The organism is Streptococcus sp. 'caviae' (assembly GCF_001937065.1).
GTDB lineage: Bacteria > Bacillota > Bacilli > Lactobacillales > Streptococcaceae > Streptococcus.
Window position 1 is genome coordinate 182,532 of sequence record NZ_MOWR01000001.1, and the last position, 18,314, is coordinate 200,845.

The 18,314-nt window shown below is 42.9% G+C and carries 16 protein-coding genes; all 16 read right to left on the reverse strand.

Features of this window, described 5'->3' with window-relative positions; genetic code table 11:
- Position 1 precedes the first annotated feature (1 nt).
- Positions 2 to 1,777: a V-type ATP synthase subunit A gene (locus BMI76_RS00990; protein WP_075345770.1), complete on the reverse strand. Its 1,776-nt coding sequence runs from the start codon at positions 1,775 to 1,777 to the stop codon at positions 2 to 4.
- Between the two features lie 192 nt (positions 1,778 to 1,969).
- Positions 1,970 to 2,290 carry a V-type ATP synthase subunit F gene (locus BMI76_RS00995; RefSeq protein ID WP_075345771.1) on the reverse strand — a complete coding sequence of 107 codons (321 nt, stop codon included), beginning with the start codon at positions 2,288 to 2,290 and terminating at the stop codon, positions 1,970 to 1,972.
- Positions 2,280 to 3,296, reverse strand: a complete 1,017-nt coding sequence (locus BMI76_RS01000) for a V-type ATPase subunit (protein WP_075345772.1) — start codon at positions 3,294 to 3,296, stop codon at positions 2,280 to 2,282. The genes BMI76_RS00995 and BMI76_RS01000 overlap by 11 nt, the downstream gene beginning before the upstream one ends.
- A gap of 11 nt (positions 3,297 to 3,307) precedes the next feature.
- The gene (locus BMI76_RS01005) at positions 3,308 to 3,892 is read right to left on the reverse strand and encodes a V-type ATP synthase subunit E (RefSeq protein WP_075345773.1); all 585 of its coding nucleotides are present in this window, start codon (positions 3,890 to 3,892) and stop codon (positions 3,308 to 3,310) included.
- 45 nt (positions 3,893 to 3,937) lie between these two features.
- Positions 3,938 to 4,414, reverse strand: a complete 477-nt coding sequence (locus BMI76_RS01010) for a V-type ATP synthase subunit K (protein WP_075345774.1) — start codon at positions 4,412 to 4,414, stop codon at positions 3,938 to 3,940.
- 1 nt (position 4,415) lies between these two features.
- Positions 4,416 to 6,416 (reverse strand): V-type ATP synthase subunit I, encoded by a 2,001-nt coding sequence (locus tag BMI76_RS01015; protein ID WP_075345775.1) that lies wholly within the window; start codon positions 6,414 to 6,416, stop codon positions 4,416 to 4,418.
- Positions 6,406 to 6,729: a hypothetical protein gene (locus BMI76_RS01020; RefSeq protein ID WP_075345776.1), complete on the reverse strand. Its 324-nt coding sequence runs from the start codon at positions 6,727 to 6,729 to the stop codon at positions 6,406 to 6,408. Before BMI76_RS01020 ends, BMI76_RS01015 begins: the two co-directional genes overlap by 11 nt.
- A 235-nt stretch (positions 6,730 to 6,964) precedes the next feature.
- The gene (locus tag BMI76_RS01030) at positions 6,965 to 7,357 is read right to left on the reverse strand and encodes a DUF6379 domain-containing protein (RefSeq protein ID WP_075345778.1); all 393 of its coding nucleotides are present in this window, start codon (positions 7,355 to 7,357) and stop codon (positions 6,965 to 6,967) included.
- An 11-nt stretch (positions 7,358 to 7,368) separates the two neighbouring features.
- Complete coding sequence (locus BMI76_RS01035) at positions 7,369 to 8,373, reverse strand: sugar phosphate isomerase/epimerase (RefSeq protein WP_083623611.1); 1,005 nt, start codon at positions 8,371 to 8,373, stop codon at positions 7,369 to 7,371.
- Positions 8,374 to 8,393: 20 nt separating this feature from the next.
- A complete protein-coding gene (locus BMI76_RS01040) occupies positions 8,394 to 9,308 on the reverse strand; it encodes a sugar phosphate isomerase/epimerase (RefSeq protein WP_075345780.1) in 915 nt (304 codons plus the stop codon).
- Positions 9,309 to 9,478: 170 nt separating this feature from the next.
- On the reverse strand, positions 9,479 to 10,549 hold the full coding sequence (locus BMI76_RS01045) for a Gfo/Idh/MocA family protein (RefSeq protein WP_075345781.1): 1,071 nt from the start codon (positions 10,547 to 10,549) through the stop codon (positions 9,479 to 9,481).
- Between the two features lie 47 nt (positions 10,550 to 10,596).
- Entirely contained in the window at positions 10,597 to 11,697 is a 1,101-nt protein-coding gene (locus tag BMI76_RS01050) for a Gfo/Idh/MocA family protein (protein WP_075345782.1), read from the reverse strand.
- A 384-nt stretch (positions 11,698 to 12,081) separates the two neighbouring features.
- Positions 12,082 to 13,935: a glycoside-pentoside-hexuronide (GPH):cation symporter gene (locus tag BMI76_RS01055; protein ID WP_075345783.1), complete on the reverse strand. Its 1,854-nt coding sequence runs from the start codon at positions 13,933 to 13,935 to the stop codon at positions 12,082 to 12,084.
- 176 nt (positions 13,936 to 14,111) lie between these two features.
- Complete coding sequence (locus tag BMI76_RS01060) at positions 14,112 to 16,535, reverse strand: helix-turn-helix domain-containing protein (RefSeq protein ID WP_075345784.1); 2,424 nt, start codon at positions 16,533 to 16,535, stop codon at positions 14,112 to 14,114.
- A 266-nt stretch (positions 16,536 to 16,801) separates the two neighbouring features.
- Positions 16,802 to 16,936 (reverse strand): 50S ribosomal protein L34, encoded by a 135-nt coding sequence (rpmH, locus tag BMI76_RS01065; RefSeq protein WP_002262507.1) that lies wholly within the window; start codon positions 16,934 to 16,936, stop codon positions 16,802 to 16,804.
- Positions 16,937 to 17,317: 381 nt separating this feature from the next.
- Positions 17,318 to 18,313, reverse strand: a complete 996-nt coding sequence (gene jag / locus BMI76_RS01070; RefSeq protein WP_075345785.1) for an RNA-binding cell elongation regulator Jag/EloR — start codon at positions 18,311 to 18,313, stop codon at positions 17,318 to 17,320.
- Position 18,314: the final 1 nt, after the last annotated feature.

Genomic DNA, 18,314 nt, shown 5'->3' on the forward strand with positions numbered 1-18,314 from the left:
GCTAGATACCTCCCTTTGCCAGCACTTGATGGATGCTGTCTCGAACAGCATCAGCAAGCGCCTGAATCTTTTCTATTTGGTCTTCTGAAATATATTTGCTGCGGGCAATACGGTTGCGAACATCAGCAGTTCCGTCCATAATTTCAGTGTAATAAGCCCCCAGTTCCAAAGCCTTGCCGGCTTCATCCGCAAAGGTCAAAATATTAGTTAGCATGGCTTCTTGCTTAGGGAAAGACGTAAAGGTATCAACCGTATCAAAGGCATTTTGCTGCAGGTAGTCCTCACGAATCTGCCGAGCAACAGCCATGGTTAGGCGATCCTGATCTGACAGCGAGTCAATACCGACCAGACGGACGATTTCTTCCAGACTTGACTCTCTTTGCAGGACATTCATGGCACGCGTCACCTTAGCCGCCCAGCGAGTCTTTTGCACTTTGTCAATATACTTGCCGACATCATCCTTATAAAGCGAGTAAGAGCTCAGCCAGTTGATAGCCGGGAAGTGGCGGCGCTGAGCAAGCGGCGCATCAAGTCCCCAGAAAACCTTGACAATACGCAGGGTATTTTGAGTGACCGGCTCTGAAATATCACCGCCGGGAGGCGATACAGCTCCGATAGCAGTAATGGTGCCTTCGCGGCCTTGGCTGCCGAGCACACGCGCACGGCCGGCACGTTCGTAGTATTCAGCAATACGAGAACCTAGGTAAGCTGGATAGCCTTCATCACCCGGCATTTCTTCCAAGCGGCCGGACATTTCCCGCAGAGCTTCCGCCCAGCGAGACGTCGAGTCGGCCATGATAGCAACAGAATAGCCCATATCACGGAAATATTCAGCAATAGTGATACCGGTATAAATAGAGGCTTCCCGCGCAGCCACAGGCATGTTGGACGTATTGGCAATCAAAACGGTCCGTTCCATGATCGACTGGCCGGTATTAGGGTCAATCAATTCCGGAAATTCATTCAGCACATCGGTCATTTCGTTTCCGCGTTCACCGCAGCCGACATAGATAACGATGTCAACGTTGGCAAATTTGGCAATCTGGTGCTGTACCACTGTTTTACCAGCTCCGAATGGCCCTGGAACGGCAGCAGCACCGCCTTTGGTCACAGGAAAGAAGGTATCGATGACACGCTGTCCCGTCACAAGAGGCTCAACGGGAATCAGTTTTTGAGCAACCGGGCGGCTCTTGCGAACCGGCCATTTTTGCATCAGTGTCCCCTTGAAAACAGAACCGTCGGCCTGTTCAATTTCATAGACAACATCATCAACCGTAAAATCGCCTGCTGAGATAGCAATGAGTTTCCCGGATACCTTGTTGGGCACCATAATACGATGTTCCACAACCAAGGTTTCCTGAACCACTCCCAAAATGTCCCCGGAAACGACTTGACTGCCGACTTCAAGGCTTGGCTTAAAGGTCCATTTCAGCTCACGGTCAAGACTTGGAATAGTGACACCGCGGATCAGAAAATCACTGTCTGTAGCTGTTTTAAAACGATCCAGCGGCCGCTGAATCCCATCGAACATTTGCGAAATCAGTCCCGGTCCCAATTCTACTGACAAGGGGCTTCCAGTTGTGACAACAGGCTCACCCGGTCCAATACCCGATGTTTCTTCATAAACTTGGATAGAAGCCTGATCGTGGCGCATTTCAATGATTTCACCGATCAAGCCTAAATGGCCAACCCGGCAGATATCCTGAATATTGGCCTCCTGCATGCCAGAAGCCACAACTAAGGGACCTGACACTTTTATAATTTTTCCTTGGCTCAAGATATTTCCTCCTGAATTAAGATACAGCAGTAAGTCACAAAATGATCATTTGCAACGCCCTTTCCTTAAGGAGACTGCTTTCTTTTATAAACGTTAATGTGTAAATATTATCTCCAAACAACTTTGGCACTTTATTTTCAAAGACTGACAGAAACTAACACTGTGATACTTAGCAGCAGTCCTGAGTAAGTGTTAGAGAATGTTTTGGCCGACGGCCTTTTCTACATTATCCTGTACCCGCTGCAAACCAAGCCCTGTCGTCCCCTTGTGCGTGGGAATGAGAATCAGAGCCGGTGTGACCTGACTGTCATAGTAGGCAATCGTTTCAGGAATTTCCGCAGCAATATCTTCTGTCAAATACACAATACCGTAGTCATTTTTGGCCAGCTTTCGCAGCTGATTAATGGCTTCCTGCGCCTGATTCACAGGAAAGGTCTGAAAACCTATCATACGAAAAGGCAGGATGGCATCACGATTTCCAATCACGCCAATTTTGTATTTTTTACTGTCCATAAATCGGCCTCATCCTTTCTTTAACCAGCTCCAGCGGCAGCTGGTTGCTGATTGCTGATAAAAGCAGGCGTAAATTTTTAACCTCAAATTCCCGGCAGAGCAAATAACGCGCTAAGACCAGCGGGCCTTCTGCAGTGTACTTAGCCGGATCCAGCAGCTGAAACTGCATGAGGTCATAAAGATATTCTAAATCAACTGCTGATATGCTTCCTTGGCGCATTTTATCCTCAAATACTGCCCAATCCGTATTGAAGTGGTTGGGATTAATCTGAGTGAACCAAGATATGAGCTCCTGTTTTTCACCCAGCTCAATAAACTCTCTGGCTGACAGACTGCCTTCGTCAGAAAGCAGCTGCATCATAAAACTCTGTGGTTTTTCCTGAGAGAGCGCACGCTGAACGGTGATAACATTGTAAAAATCGATCATCAGGCCGATAGCCTGACTGAAGACTTCTGATTCCAGCTCCGTCTGATTAGCCAGACGTTTTAAGTGTTTGAAATAAGCTAAGTCCGTCCCGATCTCCAAGACTCGGATATCCTGATAATCCTCATATTCCGCCCATATCATAGCCAGCTCATCAACCATAAATTCTGGAAAATTGTCCGAGCTAAAGGTTGAAATCAAGTGTTCCAAAGATTCCAAAGATTCCGAACCAATGGGAATCAAGAGGTGCTTTAACTCCTGTTTAGTGGCTCTGGCTTTAAAGAAGACCTTAATATTGTGATAGACATAGCGCAGAGCAAACAGGCTGACGATATCCTGATCCGGCGATTCAGCAAAGGCCCAGGCATATTCCTTAGCAAGTCCTGATGTCAGCCGCTGATCAATGAGATTGAGGTCTTCCAAATCTGCTGCCGACAGGTGATAAGAAGTTGCCTGCAGCAAAAGCGCCAAACTTTCTGTATCAGGAGCCTGCAAGAGCTGTTCAAATTGTTCCGGAGTAATAAGCTCTCGTTCCTTAACACTGATAGTCGTGTTAATTTGTGAGAATTGACTTGCATCCATCTCAAATCCTCCTAATCCTCTTTGAAAATGTCAGCAGCAATACGAGAGCTCTCCTCTTTGTAGATAGAATCAATCAAGTTGGCATACAGGTAATTATCATCAATTTTCCCACGAGAAATGACCAGACCAGCCTCATCGGAGATGGTCTGATCTGCAAAGGTCACATGGGGAAAATCTGCTGCAAGCTGCTGCAAAGCACCTGAGTCCCATTTGTCAGCCGTTATTTGGCCGAACTGAACAGTCATTGCCTCTTGCCCGTACTTGCTAAGAATCTTCCTGACAAAAGACAGTTCCTCTTCCTGACTCCAGTTTTTCATCTGTTCAAGGGCTGAAGCAAAGAGTTCTTTAAGGACCTTTTGCTTTGATACCAAGGTAGATTGGCGTTCTTTGTTTTTAATTTGCTGAGCTTCGATTTGAAAGGCCTGATCGACTTCTTTCAGCTGACTTTGACGCTCATTGGCTTTTTCTGTCTGAAGCTGCGCCTTGCGGTCTTCGAAATCTTTTTGAATTTGTTTTTTAGCAGCATCTAATTTGAGCTGTCCTTCTTGACGCGCCTGTTCAATAATTGATGTCTTTAATGGATTTGCTTCACTCACAAGACGTCCTCCTTCTGATTATTTTACTGCGGTAAGAAGAGCAGTCTACACACGAAGTGTCAGCAGGAAGGATACAACGAAGGCTAAGATGGCATAGGTTTCTACCATGGCAGACAAGATGACACCCTTCATTGTTTCTTCCGGACGTTTAGCCAAAATCTGCATACCCGCAACAGCCACATTTCCTTGATGTTTAGCTGAAAAATAACCAACCAAAGCAATGGGAAGCGCAACAAAGAAATAAGCAACACCTTTTTCAAGCGGCAAATCCGGTGTAATCTGCAGCCAAATCAGCATGCCGATAACGAAGCCATATAGCCCTTGTGTTCCTGGCAGAAGCTGCAAAATCAACGCCTGAGCAAATTTTTGCGGCTGCTCTTTGAGCAGGGCTGCTGCCGCCTGACCTGTTTTACCGACACCATAGGCAGAGCCCATACCGCTAAAGCCGACAGCTAAAACAACGCCCAGAGCTGCAAAAAAGGCACCGCCGTGTGATGAAAAGTAACTCGCTAAATGTTCCATTTTATTTGTCCTCCAAATGAGTTTTAGTTATTTTTATGTATTTTTCAGCAGGTTTCAAAGGCTTGAAGGCTTCGCCTCCGCCGTCATAGAATTTACCGAAAAACTCAACGAATATAAGACGTGCACCATGCACATAGCCTGACAGAAGCGACAGGAAAATATTGATGGCATGCAAGAGCACAAAGATGAGCAGACCAACTGTAAAACGTCCCAGCGGCGGGAAAAGACCGACAATCAAATTGAAAGCCGAGCCGATACTTGCTCCCGACAGCCCCAGCGCCATCAGGCGGGTAAAGCTGACTAAGTCACCGACATAAGACGAAATATTATAGAGATTGAAGAGACCTGAGCCAATACCAGACAGACTTTTTGCCTCAATAACAGAGGCAATCACAACCCCTGCGGCATTAACAACAGCCAGTACAGCACCGACAGCAGTCAATGCAGACAGCTGAGGCAGCATCATCCCCAGTGCCAGCAGCAAAATACCGATCAAAATGAGACACCAGGCAAAACCGGAATGATAAGCTTCTGCGTATTTTTTCATTCTGACCTTCTGGAAACCGCCTAAAAGCAGCCCGACGACCACGGTTATAAAACCAAAGGCCACTGACAGCGCTAAAATCGTCATGACATCTGTAGTTGTCGATATCAGCACTACCGGCAGGGTATAACCGAAAAACGATCCGTAAATAAGTCCCCACAGGGAGACCGAAACACCCAAAATATTAAGAAATTTAGCAAAGCGAGCGGTCCCTTTAGAAAGATGAAAATATCTTAAAAGGAGGAAAGTCGCTATAAACAAAAGCAGGCCGTAACCTAAATCGGCTACCATCATGCCAAAAAAGGTAAAGTAAAAAGGCGCTAAAATCGGTGTTGGATCCTTTTCATAATATTTAGGCAGAGCATACATCTCTGTCACCAGCTCAAAAGGCTCAACCAGAGGATGATTCCGCAGTTTAATCGGGACCTTTTCCAAATCTGATTCTTCGACATCTACTTCTTGAAGGTAGATACTGTCGCCAAACTCCTGTGTCAGTTCAGTTTGCAGAAGCGCTGCCTGATCCTTTTCCACCCAGCCCTCCAAAGCAACCAAATGCTCTGTGCTGGCTAATTTCTTCTTGGCCTCCTGACGGGAATAGAGATTTAAAAGGTAGTCTGTTTCAGCCTCTAAATCTTCCAACTCCTTTTGCGAATGCTGCAGTTCCTCTAGGAGCCGCTGCCTTTCTTTGGACCATTCTCCGACATCGCTTTGCATCTGTTCAATCGCCTGTGCCGGAAGGACTGACCTTTCGTATTCAAAAGGTTTAAAGTGATAATCTTCTTCCAAATGAAGATCAGCCTTTTTATCAAAGAAAATGAGAAGACCGTATTCAGCTTCTGAATTAAAAATTTCCTGACACTGAACATGAGGATTTTCCCGCAGCTGCCGGTAAGGACCGTCATCAAGCGTTTTGGGAAGAGTTCCGACAGCAGCGCTCACAAAATCAAAGGTCTTTAATTCTTTGGGAGTGATCTCTAAGTCTTTCCACTTGCTTAAGCTGGCAATGTCAGCTTCATTTTCAGAAATCTGTCCTTCAAGAACATGAAGACGGCTCATTTTTTGATTGACCTGAGCAATCACTTGCTCGGCCCCTTTGTCCCTGCCGTAATTCTCCAATTCCTCAAAAGAAAGTGAGGAAGCTTCCTTACGCAGAGCAGTCAGAAAGCTTTCTTTCGGTATGAAGGGGCGCAGCTTATCAATGGTTGTCTCCAGATGCTGCTGCCGCTGAGAAAGGTAATGCAGAGCTTCTTCACCCTCAAGTCTCTTCCCCTTATCCTCGTCGGCCTGATAAATAGCTGGCAGGTGCACTTCTGAGCGTTCAAAGACTTCCTGCCAATTTTCCATCTGCGCCATCTCTCGCACCTGCAGATTTTCTAAGCGCTGAAGAGTCAGCAAAACAGCATCCAGCTTATCTTTGGCAAACACGATGGAAATTTTTTTCATTTGACTAATTGCCATATTTTTCTACCACCCTGTCCACAATTTGCTGAACGAGACCTGCTTTTTTATCCGACAGAACCGACCGGACATGCTGGTCATTTTTAGCCATTGTCTCTGCCAAACTGGCCTGCAGATCTGTTTTTTGCTGGGTTAACACTGCTTCTAGCTTTGATACTTGACGTTTTGTTTCTTGGTCACAATCCAATTTAACTTTGTCTAAATCCTCTGCAGACTGGGCGCGGAGCGCCTGAATCTGAGCATCATAATCTGCCAGAACATCCTTAGCCTCTGCCTCAATGGTCTGCATCGTTTCTAAAATGGAGTTTGCCACCTTGCCACCCCCTTTCAATGTTATGTCTATTTTACCAAAATTCCGACAGCTTGAACCGCTAAAATTAAAGTTTTTTAGGATTTTTTTGCCTGAAATCACATTGAAGACTGATTTGACAGTCTATCAGTTGAATCGTTTCATTTTGATGACAGCAGCAAGCAGCATTTGTTTCCTCTATACAAAAAAACTCTTGCACAAGAGCTATGCAAGAGTTTTTAAACAGCGAACTCAGCCTTTAGGCAATAGTAACCTTGCGTGAATTAACCCCTTGAATCGGAATAGGAATGTAGGCTGTCCGTGTCACAACCGTCAGTTCGACATCATGTTCGCCAGCCAATAAACCACCGTCTTGGACAACCCGAATCTTCAAAGGAACATCATATTCCCACTTATAGGTGGTAACAGTAGTCATTTCATCCAGTGTGAACCAATCTTCTCCTTCGGCGCTGCAGCGAATAGCTTCGCGAGGAACCTCCTGTCCATCTACTTTAACACGAATATCATTAACCATTGATAAAGGAATAGCACGGTAGTAAGTAATGTAGGTTTCTAGTTCAAAACCGACTGTTTTCCCATCAATAACTGTATTTTTACAAGAATCTTTTTTAAAGACATTATTATCAAACATTGTCTTTCCTCCTAACCTTCAATTTCTGCGATAGCTTGGCGCAAGAGCTTTTGATGGGCAGCTACCTGTTCTTTTTCAACCATTGGGTTGCCCGGCAAAATCCAGCGATTGCCTTCGTATTCAGTTGCCACGTAACCATCATAACCTTTGTCATGAAGGTACTGAAGAATCTTCTTATAGTCAATGGAGTATTCAATACCTTCATCAGTCATTTCCCAAAGTTTGAAATGGAAATGCTTGATGTAAGGCATCAAATCATCAAGAGCTGACAATGGTGTATTTTCATAACCATCTGCCAGCATGATGTAAGGCATGTTTTTAGGGCTTGCAAATTTTTCAAGTTCCGGAACCATTTTACGATTGCGATCAATGAGATGTGTCCCGTCAAGACCTTTGTCAAACTGAGCGTTAAACAAATCAATAACACCGCGGTCAACACCTAAAACTTTTTCATTGAAATCGTTGAAAACACGCGGGATACGGTCACAAAAGATTCCCGTATCAACCACAATACCGCAGTAAGGCGAATTGACACGTTTCATTTCTTCGATGAATTTAGCTGTCGCCGGTTCATCGAAACTCATTCCGGCATGGATTTCAAGAGCGAAGGCCACATCGTACTTTTCAGCGTATGGAAGCAAGGGTTCAATCACGAAACTTGGAACCATTGACACCAAGCGAATCAGCTTGAAGCCCAGACGATTGGCCAATTTGATTTCATCAATCAAGAGGTCAACACATTCTTTTTCAGTCAGCGTTCGGTTATTGTAAAGGTTGGTGTTCAAGAAAACATCGGCACAGACTGGTTTTGCTTTTGTTTTTGCCACGATGCGGTCCCACTCAGCCAAAGTTTCATCAGTTGGATGCGGTGTTCCATGCAGCATTTGGTCTGGCAAAATTTCAAAACCTTGTACTTGGTTGGCATCAAGGTAGGCCATAATATCTTCAAGAGACATGCGGCCATTCATAAATTCATCTTGCAAGCTGTAAAGACTTACAGCAGTTTTAATACTCATGATTTTCTCCTCTTTTCGTCTTAAATTACAAAATTTCTAAGATAACGTGTGCTGAGTGTAATCGAATTGCGCAAAGCCTGATCGTCTTTTTCAAAAGATTTATCTTCAACTTCGATGCAGGTATAACCATCAAAGCCAATATCTGTAAGGGCTGATACATATTTGCCCCAATCCACATCACCGAGTCCTGGCAATTTTGGACTCATGTATTGGAGCGGCGTTGCCATGATACCGACATCTTTGAGTTTGTCCGGAAGAATCTTGATGTCCTTGTAGTGCACATGGAAGATTTTATCCTTAAATTCATAAAGCGGTGCAATATAGTCAATTTGCTGCCAGACAAAGTGAGATGGGTCATAGTTGATCCCAAAATTGTCATAAGGCAAAATGTCAAACACCTGACGCCAGATAGCCGGTGTGGTAAAGAGGTTTTGTCCGCCGGGCCACTCGTCTTCTGTGAAGAGCATAGGGCAGTTTTCGATGGCAATCTTAACACCTTTTTCAGCCGCATATTCAACAATCGGAGGCCAGACTTTTTTAACTTCCGCCAAGTTTTCTGAAACGGACTTGCTTGGCATACGGCCAATGAAAGACGTGACCATGTTAACTCCCATGAGAGCTGAAGCATCGATCACTTTGTAAAGATGGTCAATAACAGTCTGACGTTTTTCCAAATCTTCATCAAGCGGGTTTGGATAATAAGCCAGAGACGAAATCTCAACACCCTTATTTGCTGCATATGCCTTGAGCTCTGCGGCTTTGTCGGCTGTCAAATTAGCCACATCAATATGTGAAACCCCTGCATATCGGCGGGCAGCTTTTTCCTGCGGCCAGCAGGCCACTTCAACACATTCCAAACCATTTTCAGCGACCACATCAATCAACTCGTAAAAATCTGATTTGTCCAAAATCGCTGATACTAAACCTAGTTTCATATTTTTCCTCTTTCTTCTTAATAGAAAGGGAGCCGCTCAAGCAGCGACCTCCCAATAATAGTGTATAGTCAAAAGAAATTACTTTCAGACAAGAACTGAGACGCAAGACATAATTGGAGTTGGGCAAGCCGGCAGTGACACCTATCAAAGTAATTTCAAAAGATCATATTTTATTCAAATGCAATGCTGCGATGTTCCTTAGCAGATACGCGGATAGCATCCATCAGCTTCATCAAACGAAGAATCTGTTCTGGTTTAACAACCAAGTCACCCTTACCAGTCACATAGTCATAATAGGTATCAAAGTAATTTCTGTGGCTGACATTGACTTCCGGAAGAGGTTCTGTCACAATACGGCCTTCTGGCGCTGGTCCAAAGGAACGTGTAGGTCCAGCAGCCGTCATGGTAATTTGACCAGGAACATTGCGAAGCAAATCAGTTGTACGCGTAATCTTACCTTGTGGATGGAAACCATCAATTTTGGCACTGCCATCATTACCGCCAAGGAACCAATGGCGTTCAAACCAGCCATCTTCATCACTCAAGAAATACGTTCCCAATTCAACCTGACCCGTCACACCATTCTTAAACTGCAATTGGATGTTGAAATAGTCATCGACATCTTTATTGATAACATTTTTGACTGTTGCATAGACTGTTTCAATCTCACTGTCAACCATGAACAGCATTTGATCAAGAAGGTGAATACCCCAGTCATAAAGCATACCGCCGCCAAATTCTGGGTAAATGTGCCAATCGTGCATATTGCCATTGAAGCCATAAAGGCTGTTTTGAATGGTATAAGTATCACCAAGCGTACCGCTTTGATAGACCTCACGCGCAATCCGATAGTCCTTATCCCAGCGGCGCTGATGATGAATGGTAAACCGCACACCCGCTGCTTCAACGGCTTTTTGCATTTGTGCAAATTCATCTGCATTCAGAGCTGCCGGCTTTTCACAGATAATATCCTTGCCAGCAGCCGCTGCTTTTTTAACCATTTCCAAATGAAGATGGTTGGGAACAGCGATAATGACGGTATCAATAGCATCATTTTTCAGCAATTCATCTGCCGTCAGATAGGTTTCATAGCCTTCTTGAGCATTTTCCAGCTGCATTTTATTAATGTCACAAACTGCAACTAATTCTGCATATTCTAAATCTTCTGTAATCATTTTGGCATGAGTTTGCCCCATAAAACCAAAACCGATAATACCAAAATGTAATTTCTTTTCTGTCATGTTTTCTCCTCATGCCAATCTGATTTTTGCCGCTAATCGTTCTGTTGTTAATCTTCAAAAACGACGACTTGACCCGTTTCAGCTGATTTATAAATAGCTTCCAAGATACGTGTCACGACGATAGCTTGCTCTGGCTTAACAAGCGGTTCTGTATCATTAATGATGGCATCAACCCATTGCTGAGCCTCAGCATCGCGCTGTTCAAGACTTTCTCCTGCAAATCCAAAGACACCGCCAGCTTCAGAAGGTTTTGTTTCTTCCAATTGTCCGTGCGCAGCTTTGTTGAAGACCACATAGCCTTGGTCCATAAAGGCTGCACCAAACATTTCAGCTCCGCCTTTGTCTCCGCAAAGGGTAACTTGTGCTTCCTTAGGATTAATCATGTTGAGTGCCCAAGCAGCTTCAAGGAAGATTGTTGCGCCATTTTTCATCTTGATGAGACCAAAGGCTGAGTCTTCCGTTTCAAAGGTTTCTGGGTCCCAAGGACCAAACATGTTGCCCATTGGATTGTCTTTTAGTTTTTGGTAAGTTGAGCCAAGAACCATAGCCGGTTCATAGTTGTCCATGTACCATAAAGTAAGGTCAAGGGCGTGAGTACCGATATCAATAAGCGGTCCGCCGCCTTGTTTAGACTTGTCTGGGAAAACACCCCAAGTTGGAACACCCTTACGGCGAATAGCATGCGCTTTAGCAAAGTAGATATCACCAAGTTCTCCGGCTTCACAGGCGTCTTTCGTAGCAAGAGAGTCAGCACGGAAACGGTTTTGATAGCCAATTGTCAATTTCTTACCGGTGCGTTTAGCCGCATCCAGCATAGCTTTAGCCTCTTTATAATTAATAGCCATTGGTTTTTCACACATGACATGCTTGCCGCCTTCCAGTGAAGCAACTGTAATTTCTGAGTGAGACACATTTGGTGTCAAAACATGAATAACATCGATATCAGGATGATTGGCCACTTCACGGTAGTCCGTTGTAACAAGAGCGTCTTCTTTGCCATATTCTTTGGCAGCTTTCTCTGCACGTTCTGGGATAATATCGCAGAAAGCTATAATTTCCAGTTTGTCTGACAGTTTTGCCAAAGCCGGAAAATGTTTGCTGTTAGCAATGCCGCCGCATCCGATAATACCGAATTTTAATTTACTCATGATAGGTTCCTCCCTTAATTGGTTTTCTTATTGTTTACAGTTATTATTATAAAAGCCGAGAAGTCTAAAATCTCATCATATTTCAATTCTAAAATTCTTATTTTTTGTCACATTTTTGAATTTTTAAGAGCAAAAATCAAAAATGTATCAAACAAAACAGCACTTTTTTAAACATTCCTTTTTTCCTCCTGCCTAAAAATGAGAAGGCAGCAACTGCTGTCATTTAATAGCTGATATTCAAGCCAAGGTACAAAAACCGTAAGGGTTTTGGATCGTTTTCCTACCTCTGAACAGCGATCTGATAATTTCTAAACTTTGCTATTCAATGCTCTCTTAAATAACAAAAGGGACTGAAAAGTTATTCTAATCAGTCCCTGTCATAAATTATTTATCTAATGTCAAAACTTGTGCGGCTGAAGTCAAGCTGCCTGAAACTATTGGTTTAATTTGCGAGTACTCACCTGTATTTGTTACCAAGACCAGAACAACATCATCCAAACCTGCCTGCTCAATGACATCCCTATCAAAGGCGCCAAGCTGCTGACCTGCCTTAACCTTATCACCAATTTTCACTGTCTTAGCAAAGCCTTTGCCATCAAGGGCAACTGTTCCCAAGCCTAGGTGAATTAATATCTCAGCTCCTTTATCAGTACGCAAATTGTAAACGTGGCCGGTAGGATAAACATTAGTGACTTCACCGTCAGCAGGAGCCAGCAAAATACTGGAATCTGGTTTGATTGCAAAGCCCTGACCAAGAGCACCGCTGGCAAAGACATTGTCATTAACATCCTCAAGAGCAACAAATTGACCGGACACCGGTGCCAAAAGTGTTTCATCGCTGATTGGCAGAGATTCTTCAGCAACCTCATCCACACTTGCCCGAATAGCACGTTTGTCTTCTAATTGGAAATGGATATCGTCCATTCGCTCTGCTGATAAATCCCACATAAAGTAAGCAACAACAGCAGCTAAAACAAAGAGAACAGCCGGAACAAGATTCACAATCAGATTAATACCATGCTGGGTGCTGACGCTTTGGGCAACATTAGGTTTGTAGCCCATGTAAGACAGTACTAAAACACCGACCGCACCGCCAACAGCATTACCGATTTTAGTCGCCAATCCATAAGTCGCATAGGCCGTACCGTCTGTCCGCACACCGGATTCCAACTCTTGATAGTCAACAGAGTCAGCCACCATGGTGAGAGTGATTGGGTAACCCATATTGAAAATCCCAAAAATAACGTGACCAATAATAATCTGAGTAATATTGGAGAAGTCAGAAAAATAAACAAGCAATAAACCTAAGCCCTGCAATAAGAGAGAACCTGCTAAGACAGCTCTTTTACCGAAGCGCTTAACAAGAGGAACAATAAACAGTGAACACAGAGCACCGCCGATGGAAGGAATTGTCATTAGCAGAGAAATCAAGGTAAAACTGCCCAAACAATAGATGACATAATAAGATGTAATAGCAATGCGTCCCATGTATGCTGTCATCTGCAGCATCATGATGCCAAAAACAATCATGAGATATTTATTGCCGACAACATTTTTTAAAGTGTCTCTCAAAGGCACCTTTTCAGCACGAATAGGCTTGACAACTTCCTTGGCTGTTTTAAAAACACCAAAGAAGATTGGCAGAGATACAATGGCATAAATCAAAGCTGTCATAAAATAGCCATGGTTCGTAGCGGTTTTAGATCCTTGCGAAAAGGCAAGCATAATGGGCGCCGACAAGGAGTTGACAATAATCATACCAACATTCATACCAATCGAACGAAAGGCATTCAGCGTATTACGCTCCTGATCGTCTGTTGACATGACCGCAGCCATAGCTCCGTAAGGAATATTAACGAGGGTATAAAGCATGCCCGCCATAATGTAAGTAAATGCTGCCCAAGCAACGCCGGCAGAACCGTGACCAAAAGGACCCGTAAAAGTGAGGACACTAAAAATAGCTAAAAAGGGAGAACCAAACAAAATATAAGGTCTGAAACGCCCCCATTTAGAATGTGTTCGTTCAGCAATCATCCCCATGACCGGGTCATTAAAACCATCGTACAGCCGAGCAATCAGCATAATGGCTGACACGGCAGCCGGAGCTAGACCAACAATATCCGTATAATAAACGGTCAGATAGGTACCAACAAAAGTCCAAACAAACTGACTGGCCAAGTCTCCCATGCCGTACATGATCATACTGAATTTACTTAATTTCTGACTCTGATTAGTCATCTCGAAACCTCCATTTGTTTTAATAGTATAAGTGTTATAACTTTTTATGACACTTTTATTAAAACAAAAATGTAAGCGGTTTACTCCTGAATTATCAGTCTGAAACTAATACTTTTTTGCTATCTATAGCAGTTAGGAATTAAACAGTTTAAAAAAATAACATGCTTTTTTAAACATTACTGATCAACTTCAATAAAGACCATATCATGCGGTGCCAGCTCTATCTGAAATTCTAAGCCGTCCTTGCTCCCTTTTTTCTCTTCCCGCGTCAAAGCAGGAATGCATCTAAACTTTAAATAATTAATTTCTTCGCGGCTGAAGTTGTCTTTTAAACTCAAGTGATTGGACTCGGTTAAAAAGGAACCGTCTTCAGTCCCGATACGTCTTACCTTAAATTTGTATTCCTTGGAATCTGTCAATGCTTCAAAGTGAAACAGATACCTGCTGCTGCCATCATTTTCAAACATAGAAGCAATGGTTGTCTTATTAAATTTTTCCTGATTGGAGTAGTAATAGAGACTGTTGAGATGACAGTAATGATAGAGCAAGATCATTAGTTTGCTGCGCTTTTGGGTGACAACAATGCCATTTGCCTGATAGAGCAGAGTGTCTCCCAAACTGTTAAAAAAATCAAAAGCAAAAAAGCTGGGTTTAGCTATTCCCGATTTGGAAATAAGTCCGGCACCGCCAAAAATTTCTTTTTGGTTGACATCAAAGGCAGCAAAGGACATGTCAGCCAATTGCCAGTAGCCGATTAAATCACAGCTATCTAGCATTGACAGTAGATTTTTTAAAATATAAGGTCCCTTAAAAGCTGAATCATTGATAATGTCACGCGCACTGTTAGTGATATTAAATTCCGATACGATAAGCTGTGAACATAAACCTGATTCATCAAGCAGCATCCTGGCCTTTTGCAGACTCAGTTTTAAAAAATCAGAATTAGCCGAAATAAGCACCTGATTTTGCTGGCTGTTATAACCTTGTTTTAAAGTATCCAAAGGGAAAATACTGAGACTTAAAAAATCAGGTTTCTCCTGCTGCTGAGACCAGCCGTCAATAAAATGCCAGTAATCTTTGGCTTCCAAATCAAGACTGATACCACTGCCGCCAACCGCTATGTCCGGAATGATACTTTGTATCGCCCTTTTCACCTGTGAGAAAAACAGATAATAGCTAGAATTCTCCCGCAGATCAAGCGGACAGCCATCATCAGATAAGATAGCTAAATCAGTCTGCTTCAAGGTTTCCAGCACATAAGCGTTGGGTTTCCAAATTTCTATTTTCCATGAAGCCAGCTCATCGTAGCCAAATTTACCAAGCAAATGCCTGAACAGCGCTTCATAACGCGTTAAGACTGCCTTCATATCCTTATAAGGCAAACTGAACTCCTCCTGACTAACAATCTTAGAGACCGATTCATGAATCTGCTTTCCCTTAAAACCTAAGTCTAAGAAGGGCGTCAATTTCAAGTCTAAAATATTTTGAATGATTTCATCCACCTTGCTGAAATCAAAATAGTCATCTTTCTGCCGTAAAATAGTATCGCTAAGCAAGCCCCAGATACGGCCGTAAGAAAAAGAAGTGTAAGTCAGTGTATAGCCGATTTCCTTGACCAGAGAATTTTGCAGGAGATCCCCTGCATACCCCAAGTTAATCATCAAGTTTTGCTTATGAAAAGGGATTTTCTTATCCTGACTGATTGTAATGTGCTTAAGGTCAGAATGCAAGGTTTCCTCTTTCAAATATTCTTGGATGATATCATAATCTTCCAGATTAATCTCTTCTGCCGAGCGTGTGATTCGAAGCTCCTTTTTAGCTTCATAACGGTATTGACTGGGGGTCATCCCTTGGTACTTTTTGAAAATACGATTAAAGGAATTAATATTAGAAAAACCAGCTGAAAAAGCAATGTCGGTAATACTGTCTTCCGTTTCTAAGAGGAGCTGGCGCACCTTGGATAAGCGCCGCTTAATGAGATACTCTGAAATGCCAATGCCATTTTGTTCCTTAAAAACACGTGAAAGGTATTGTTCAGTTATATAGAGCTGGTCGGCCAAATCAGACAGTTTAATATCTTTTTCAAAATTATTGTCAATGTAGAATTTTAAATCCTCAATTTGCCCCTTGATACTCTGATTGACATTGCTGCGCAGCTCAATCTGATAATACTGTTCAAGCAGGGTTATCAGGGTAAAGTACTGCTTAAAAATTTTAGAAAAATGACTAGAATCTTTGAGCGTTTTCAGCAGCAGGAGCTGCTTGAGATTATAAAGCAATTCAGTGTCTGTCGCTCTAGGCTTATTGATGCTGTCACCTTTAAACGCATAAACATAGTTGTCATTTTTATTTTTGACAAAATAATCCAGCGTAAAATAAAAAACCTTGCCCTTATTTTTGACCGTTAACTCATACTTTTCAGCCTTGGACAAAATATAAAAATCATCCCTCTTCAGCGTCAAGGTCTGCTCCTGGTTTTTCAAAGCAGCTTCTCCAAGCAGGACATAAACGATATGAATTCTGGAATCAAAATATTGAATGGTTTCTTTATGGTTCATCGTTTTAATTTTTATATTATCCCATGGATTTGAAAAATTCATGTTTCCTCCTCATTTCTGAATGCGTTTTCTCTATGATTAATTTATTATAGCATTTTCCCGTTTGAAATACTAAAAAATACCTTGAAGTTTAAAACTATTTTGCAATCAGCCACTGTGCCTAAACCGCCATTTCTATTAAGGAGCAAAACAAAACCCAACAGTCTCGAGCACTGCTGGGTTTGCTTTATTTGTCAAATATGATTTTAGTTTAGATAAAACTGTTTTTAAACAGCTTTGCAAAGCTGCAAACAGTTTTAGAACTAAAATTAAGCAGACAAGACTTTACGTCCCTTGCGGCGGCGTGCTGCTAAAACACGGCGGCCATTTTTAGTTGACATGCGGTGACGGAATCCGTGCTTGCGCTGACGACGGATTTTACTTGGTTGAAAAGTACGTTTCACGCTGAATACCTCCTCATAGATTTTCGTATTCGTTTAGCCGGCTATTATGTGATCAGTTACTAAACATACTAGACTATTTTATAACAAAGCACGTACAGTGTCAAGATTTATTTTTCTTGGACATGTGTCTCAGTTTTTAAGAAAGCTGAAAAATCCTATAATCATGTCAGAACAGCCAGTACTGTTACTGAAAAAGACTGAAAGCAGCCCTTGCCCTGAGGGAGGCAAATCTGTAAAGAGGGACTGCACCAGTCATCATTTAGGATGTTTCACAATATGCTGTAAGAAGAAAGTAGCTCATGACGGCATTAAAACAGGGACTGGAGGTCTTTTATCCAGTCCCATATCTAGTAATTGAGATTTTAGCTATCGCTAAATGCCTTAGTCTTTCAAGGCTACTACTACATAGCGATTAGGATCGTTGCCTTCAGAATAGCTTTCGACGCCTTCAATCCCTGTAATGGTCTTGTGGACAACCTTGCGTTCACTGTTGCTCATCGGATCCATTTGGTAAGCTTTTCCTGAATCTAAGACACGGTTGGCAATCTTATGGGCAAAGTCAATCAAGGTTTCTGTCCGATGCTCCATGTAATCGTGGACATTTAAAGACACCGCAAAATGTTTTGAATAATGGTCATGAAGAAAATTCTGAGCCAGTAATTGCAGAGATTTTAAGACCTTACCATGATAGCCAATCACGCGCCCTGCTTCCGGTGTTTCAATCTGAAGATTGATTTGACGGCGGTTATTGGTCATCTCAATGCTTGCTTCCACATCCATCTCATAGATAATATTCTGAACATACTGCAAAACAGCTGCTCCGGCCTGAGCAATATCAGCACCGCTGTCAACCTCGTCAAATTCATGAGCAACGAATTCCTCAAAGCTTTGATCCGCTTTGGCCTTAGGTGTGTCAGCCTGCTTAGCAGCTGCTTCAGGCTGAGTGTCAGAGCTCTTTAAATTTTTCTGGCTTCCGGCTGACGGATCTTTTGTCAGGACTTCCTGCGGCGAAATATTTCCTTCTGCAAGCTGCTCTTTGAGCCCTTCATCCAAAGGCTGACCATCTTCTTTTTCTATCTCTTTGATTGCCTTGGAGAGCTTATTTAGGGCTACCGTATCCTCAACACTGCTGGAAACAGGGGCGTTTTGCTTATTGACAGCCTCAGGTACGCCGCGGACGGCTTTCTGATCTGCTTTGTGAGCTGTTTTTTCACTAATCCCTTCAATTTCAACACGGGCTAATTTTTTGCCAAAGCCTAAAAAGCCCTTTTTTTCTCGCGAGATGACTCGGATATGAGCCTTCATACGGGAAATCCCCATTTGTTGCAAACCATTTTCAATAGCTTCTTCAACAGTTTTTCCTGTGAACAATACCATG

Coding starts and splice junctions, on each gene's coding strand:
- BMI76_RS01040 (WP_075345780.1), bottom strand. CDS start 9,308: ATGAAACTAGGTTTAGTATCAGCGATTTTGGACAAATCAGATTTTTAC.
- BMI76_RS00995 (WP_075345771.1), bottom strand. CDS start 2,290: ATGGACAGTAAAAAATACAAAATTGGCGTGATTGGAAATCGTGATGCC.
- BMI76_RS01030 (WP_075345778.1), bottom strand. CDS start 7,357: ATGTTTGATAATAATGTCTTTAAAAAAGATTCTTGTAAAAATACAGTT.
- BMI76_RS01000 (WP_075345772.1), bottom strand. CDS start 3,296: ATGGATGCAAGTCAATTCTCACAAATTAACACGACTATCAGTGTTAAG.
- BMI76_RS01015 (WP_075345775.1), bottom strand. CDS start 6,416: ATGGCAATTAGTCAAATGAAAAAAATTTCCATCGTGTTTGCCAAAGAT.
- BMI76_RS01050 (WP_075345782.1), bottom strand. CDS start 11,697: ATGAGTAAATTAAAATTCGGTATTATCGGATGCGGCGGCATTGCTAAC.
- BMI76_RS01060 (WP_075345784.1), bottom strand. CDS start 16,535: ATGAATTTTTCAAATCCATGGGATAATATAAAAATTAAAACGATGAAC.
- BMI76_RS01055 (WP_075345783.1), bottom strand. CDS start 13,935: ATGACTAATCAGAGTCAGAAATTAAGTAAATTCAGTATGATCATGTAC.
- BMI76_RS01045 (WP_075345781.1), bottom strand. CDS start 10,549: ATGACAGAAAAGAAATTACATTTTGGTATTATCGGTTTTGGTTTTATG.
- BMI76_RS01035 (WP_083623611.1), bottom strand. CDS start 8,373: ATGAGTATTAAAACTGCTGTAAGTCTTTACAGCTTGCAAGATGAATTT.
- BMI76_RS01010 (WP_075345774.1), bottom strand. CDS start 4,414: ATGGAACATTTAGCGAGTTACTTTTCATCACACGGCGGTGCCTTTTTT.
- jag (WP_075345785.1), bottom strand. CDS start 18,313: ATGGTATTGTTCACAGGAAAAACTGTTGAAGAAGCTATTGAAAATGGT.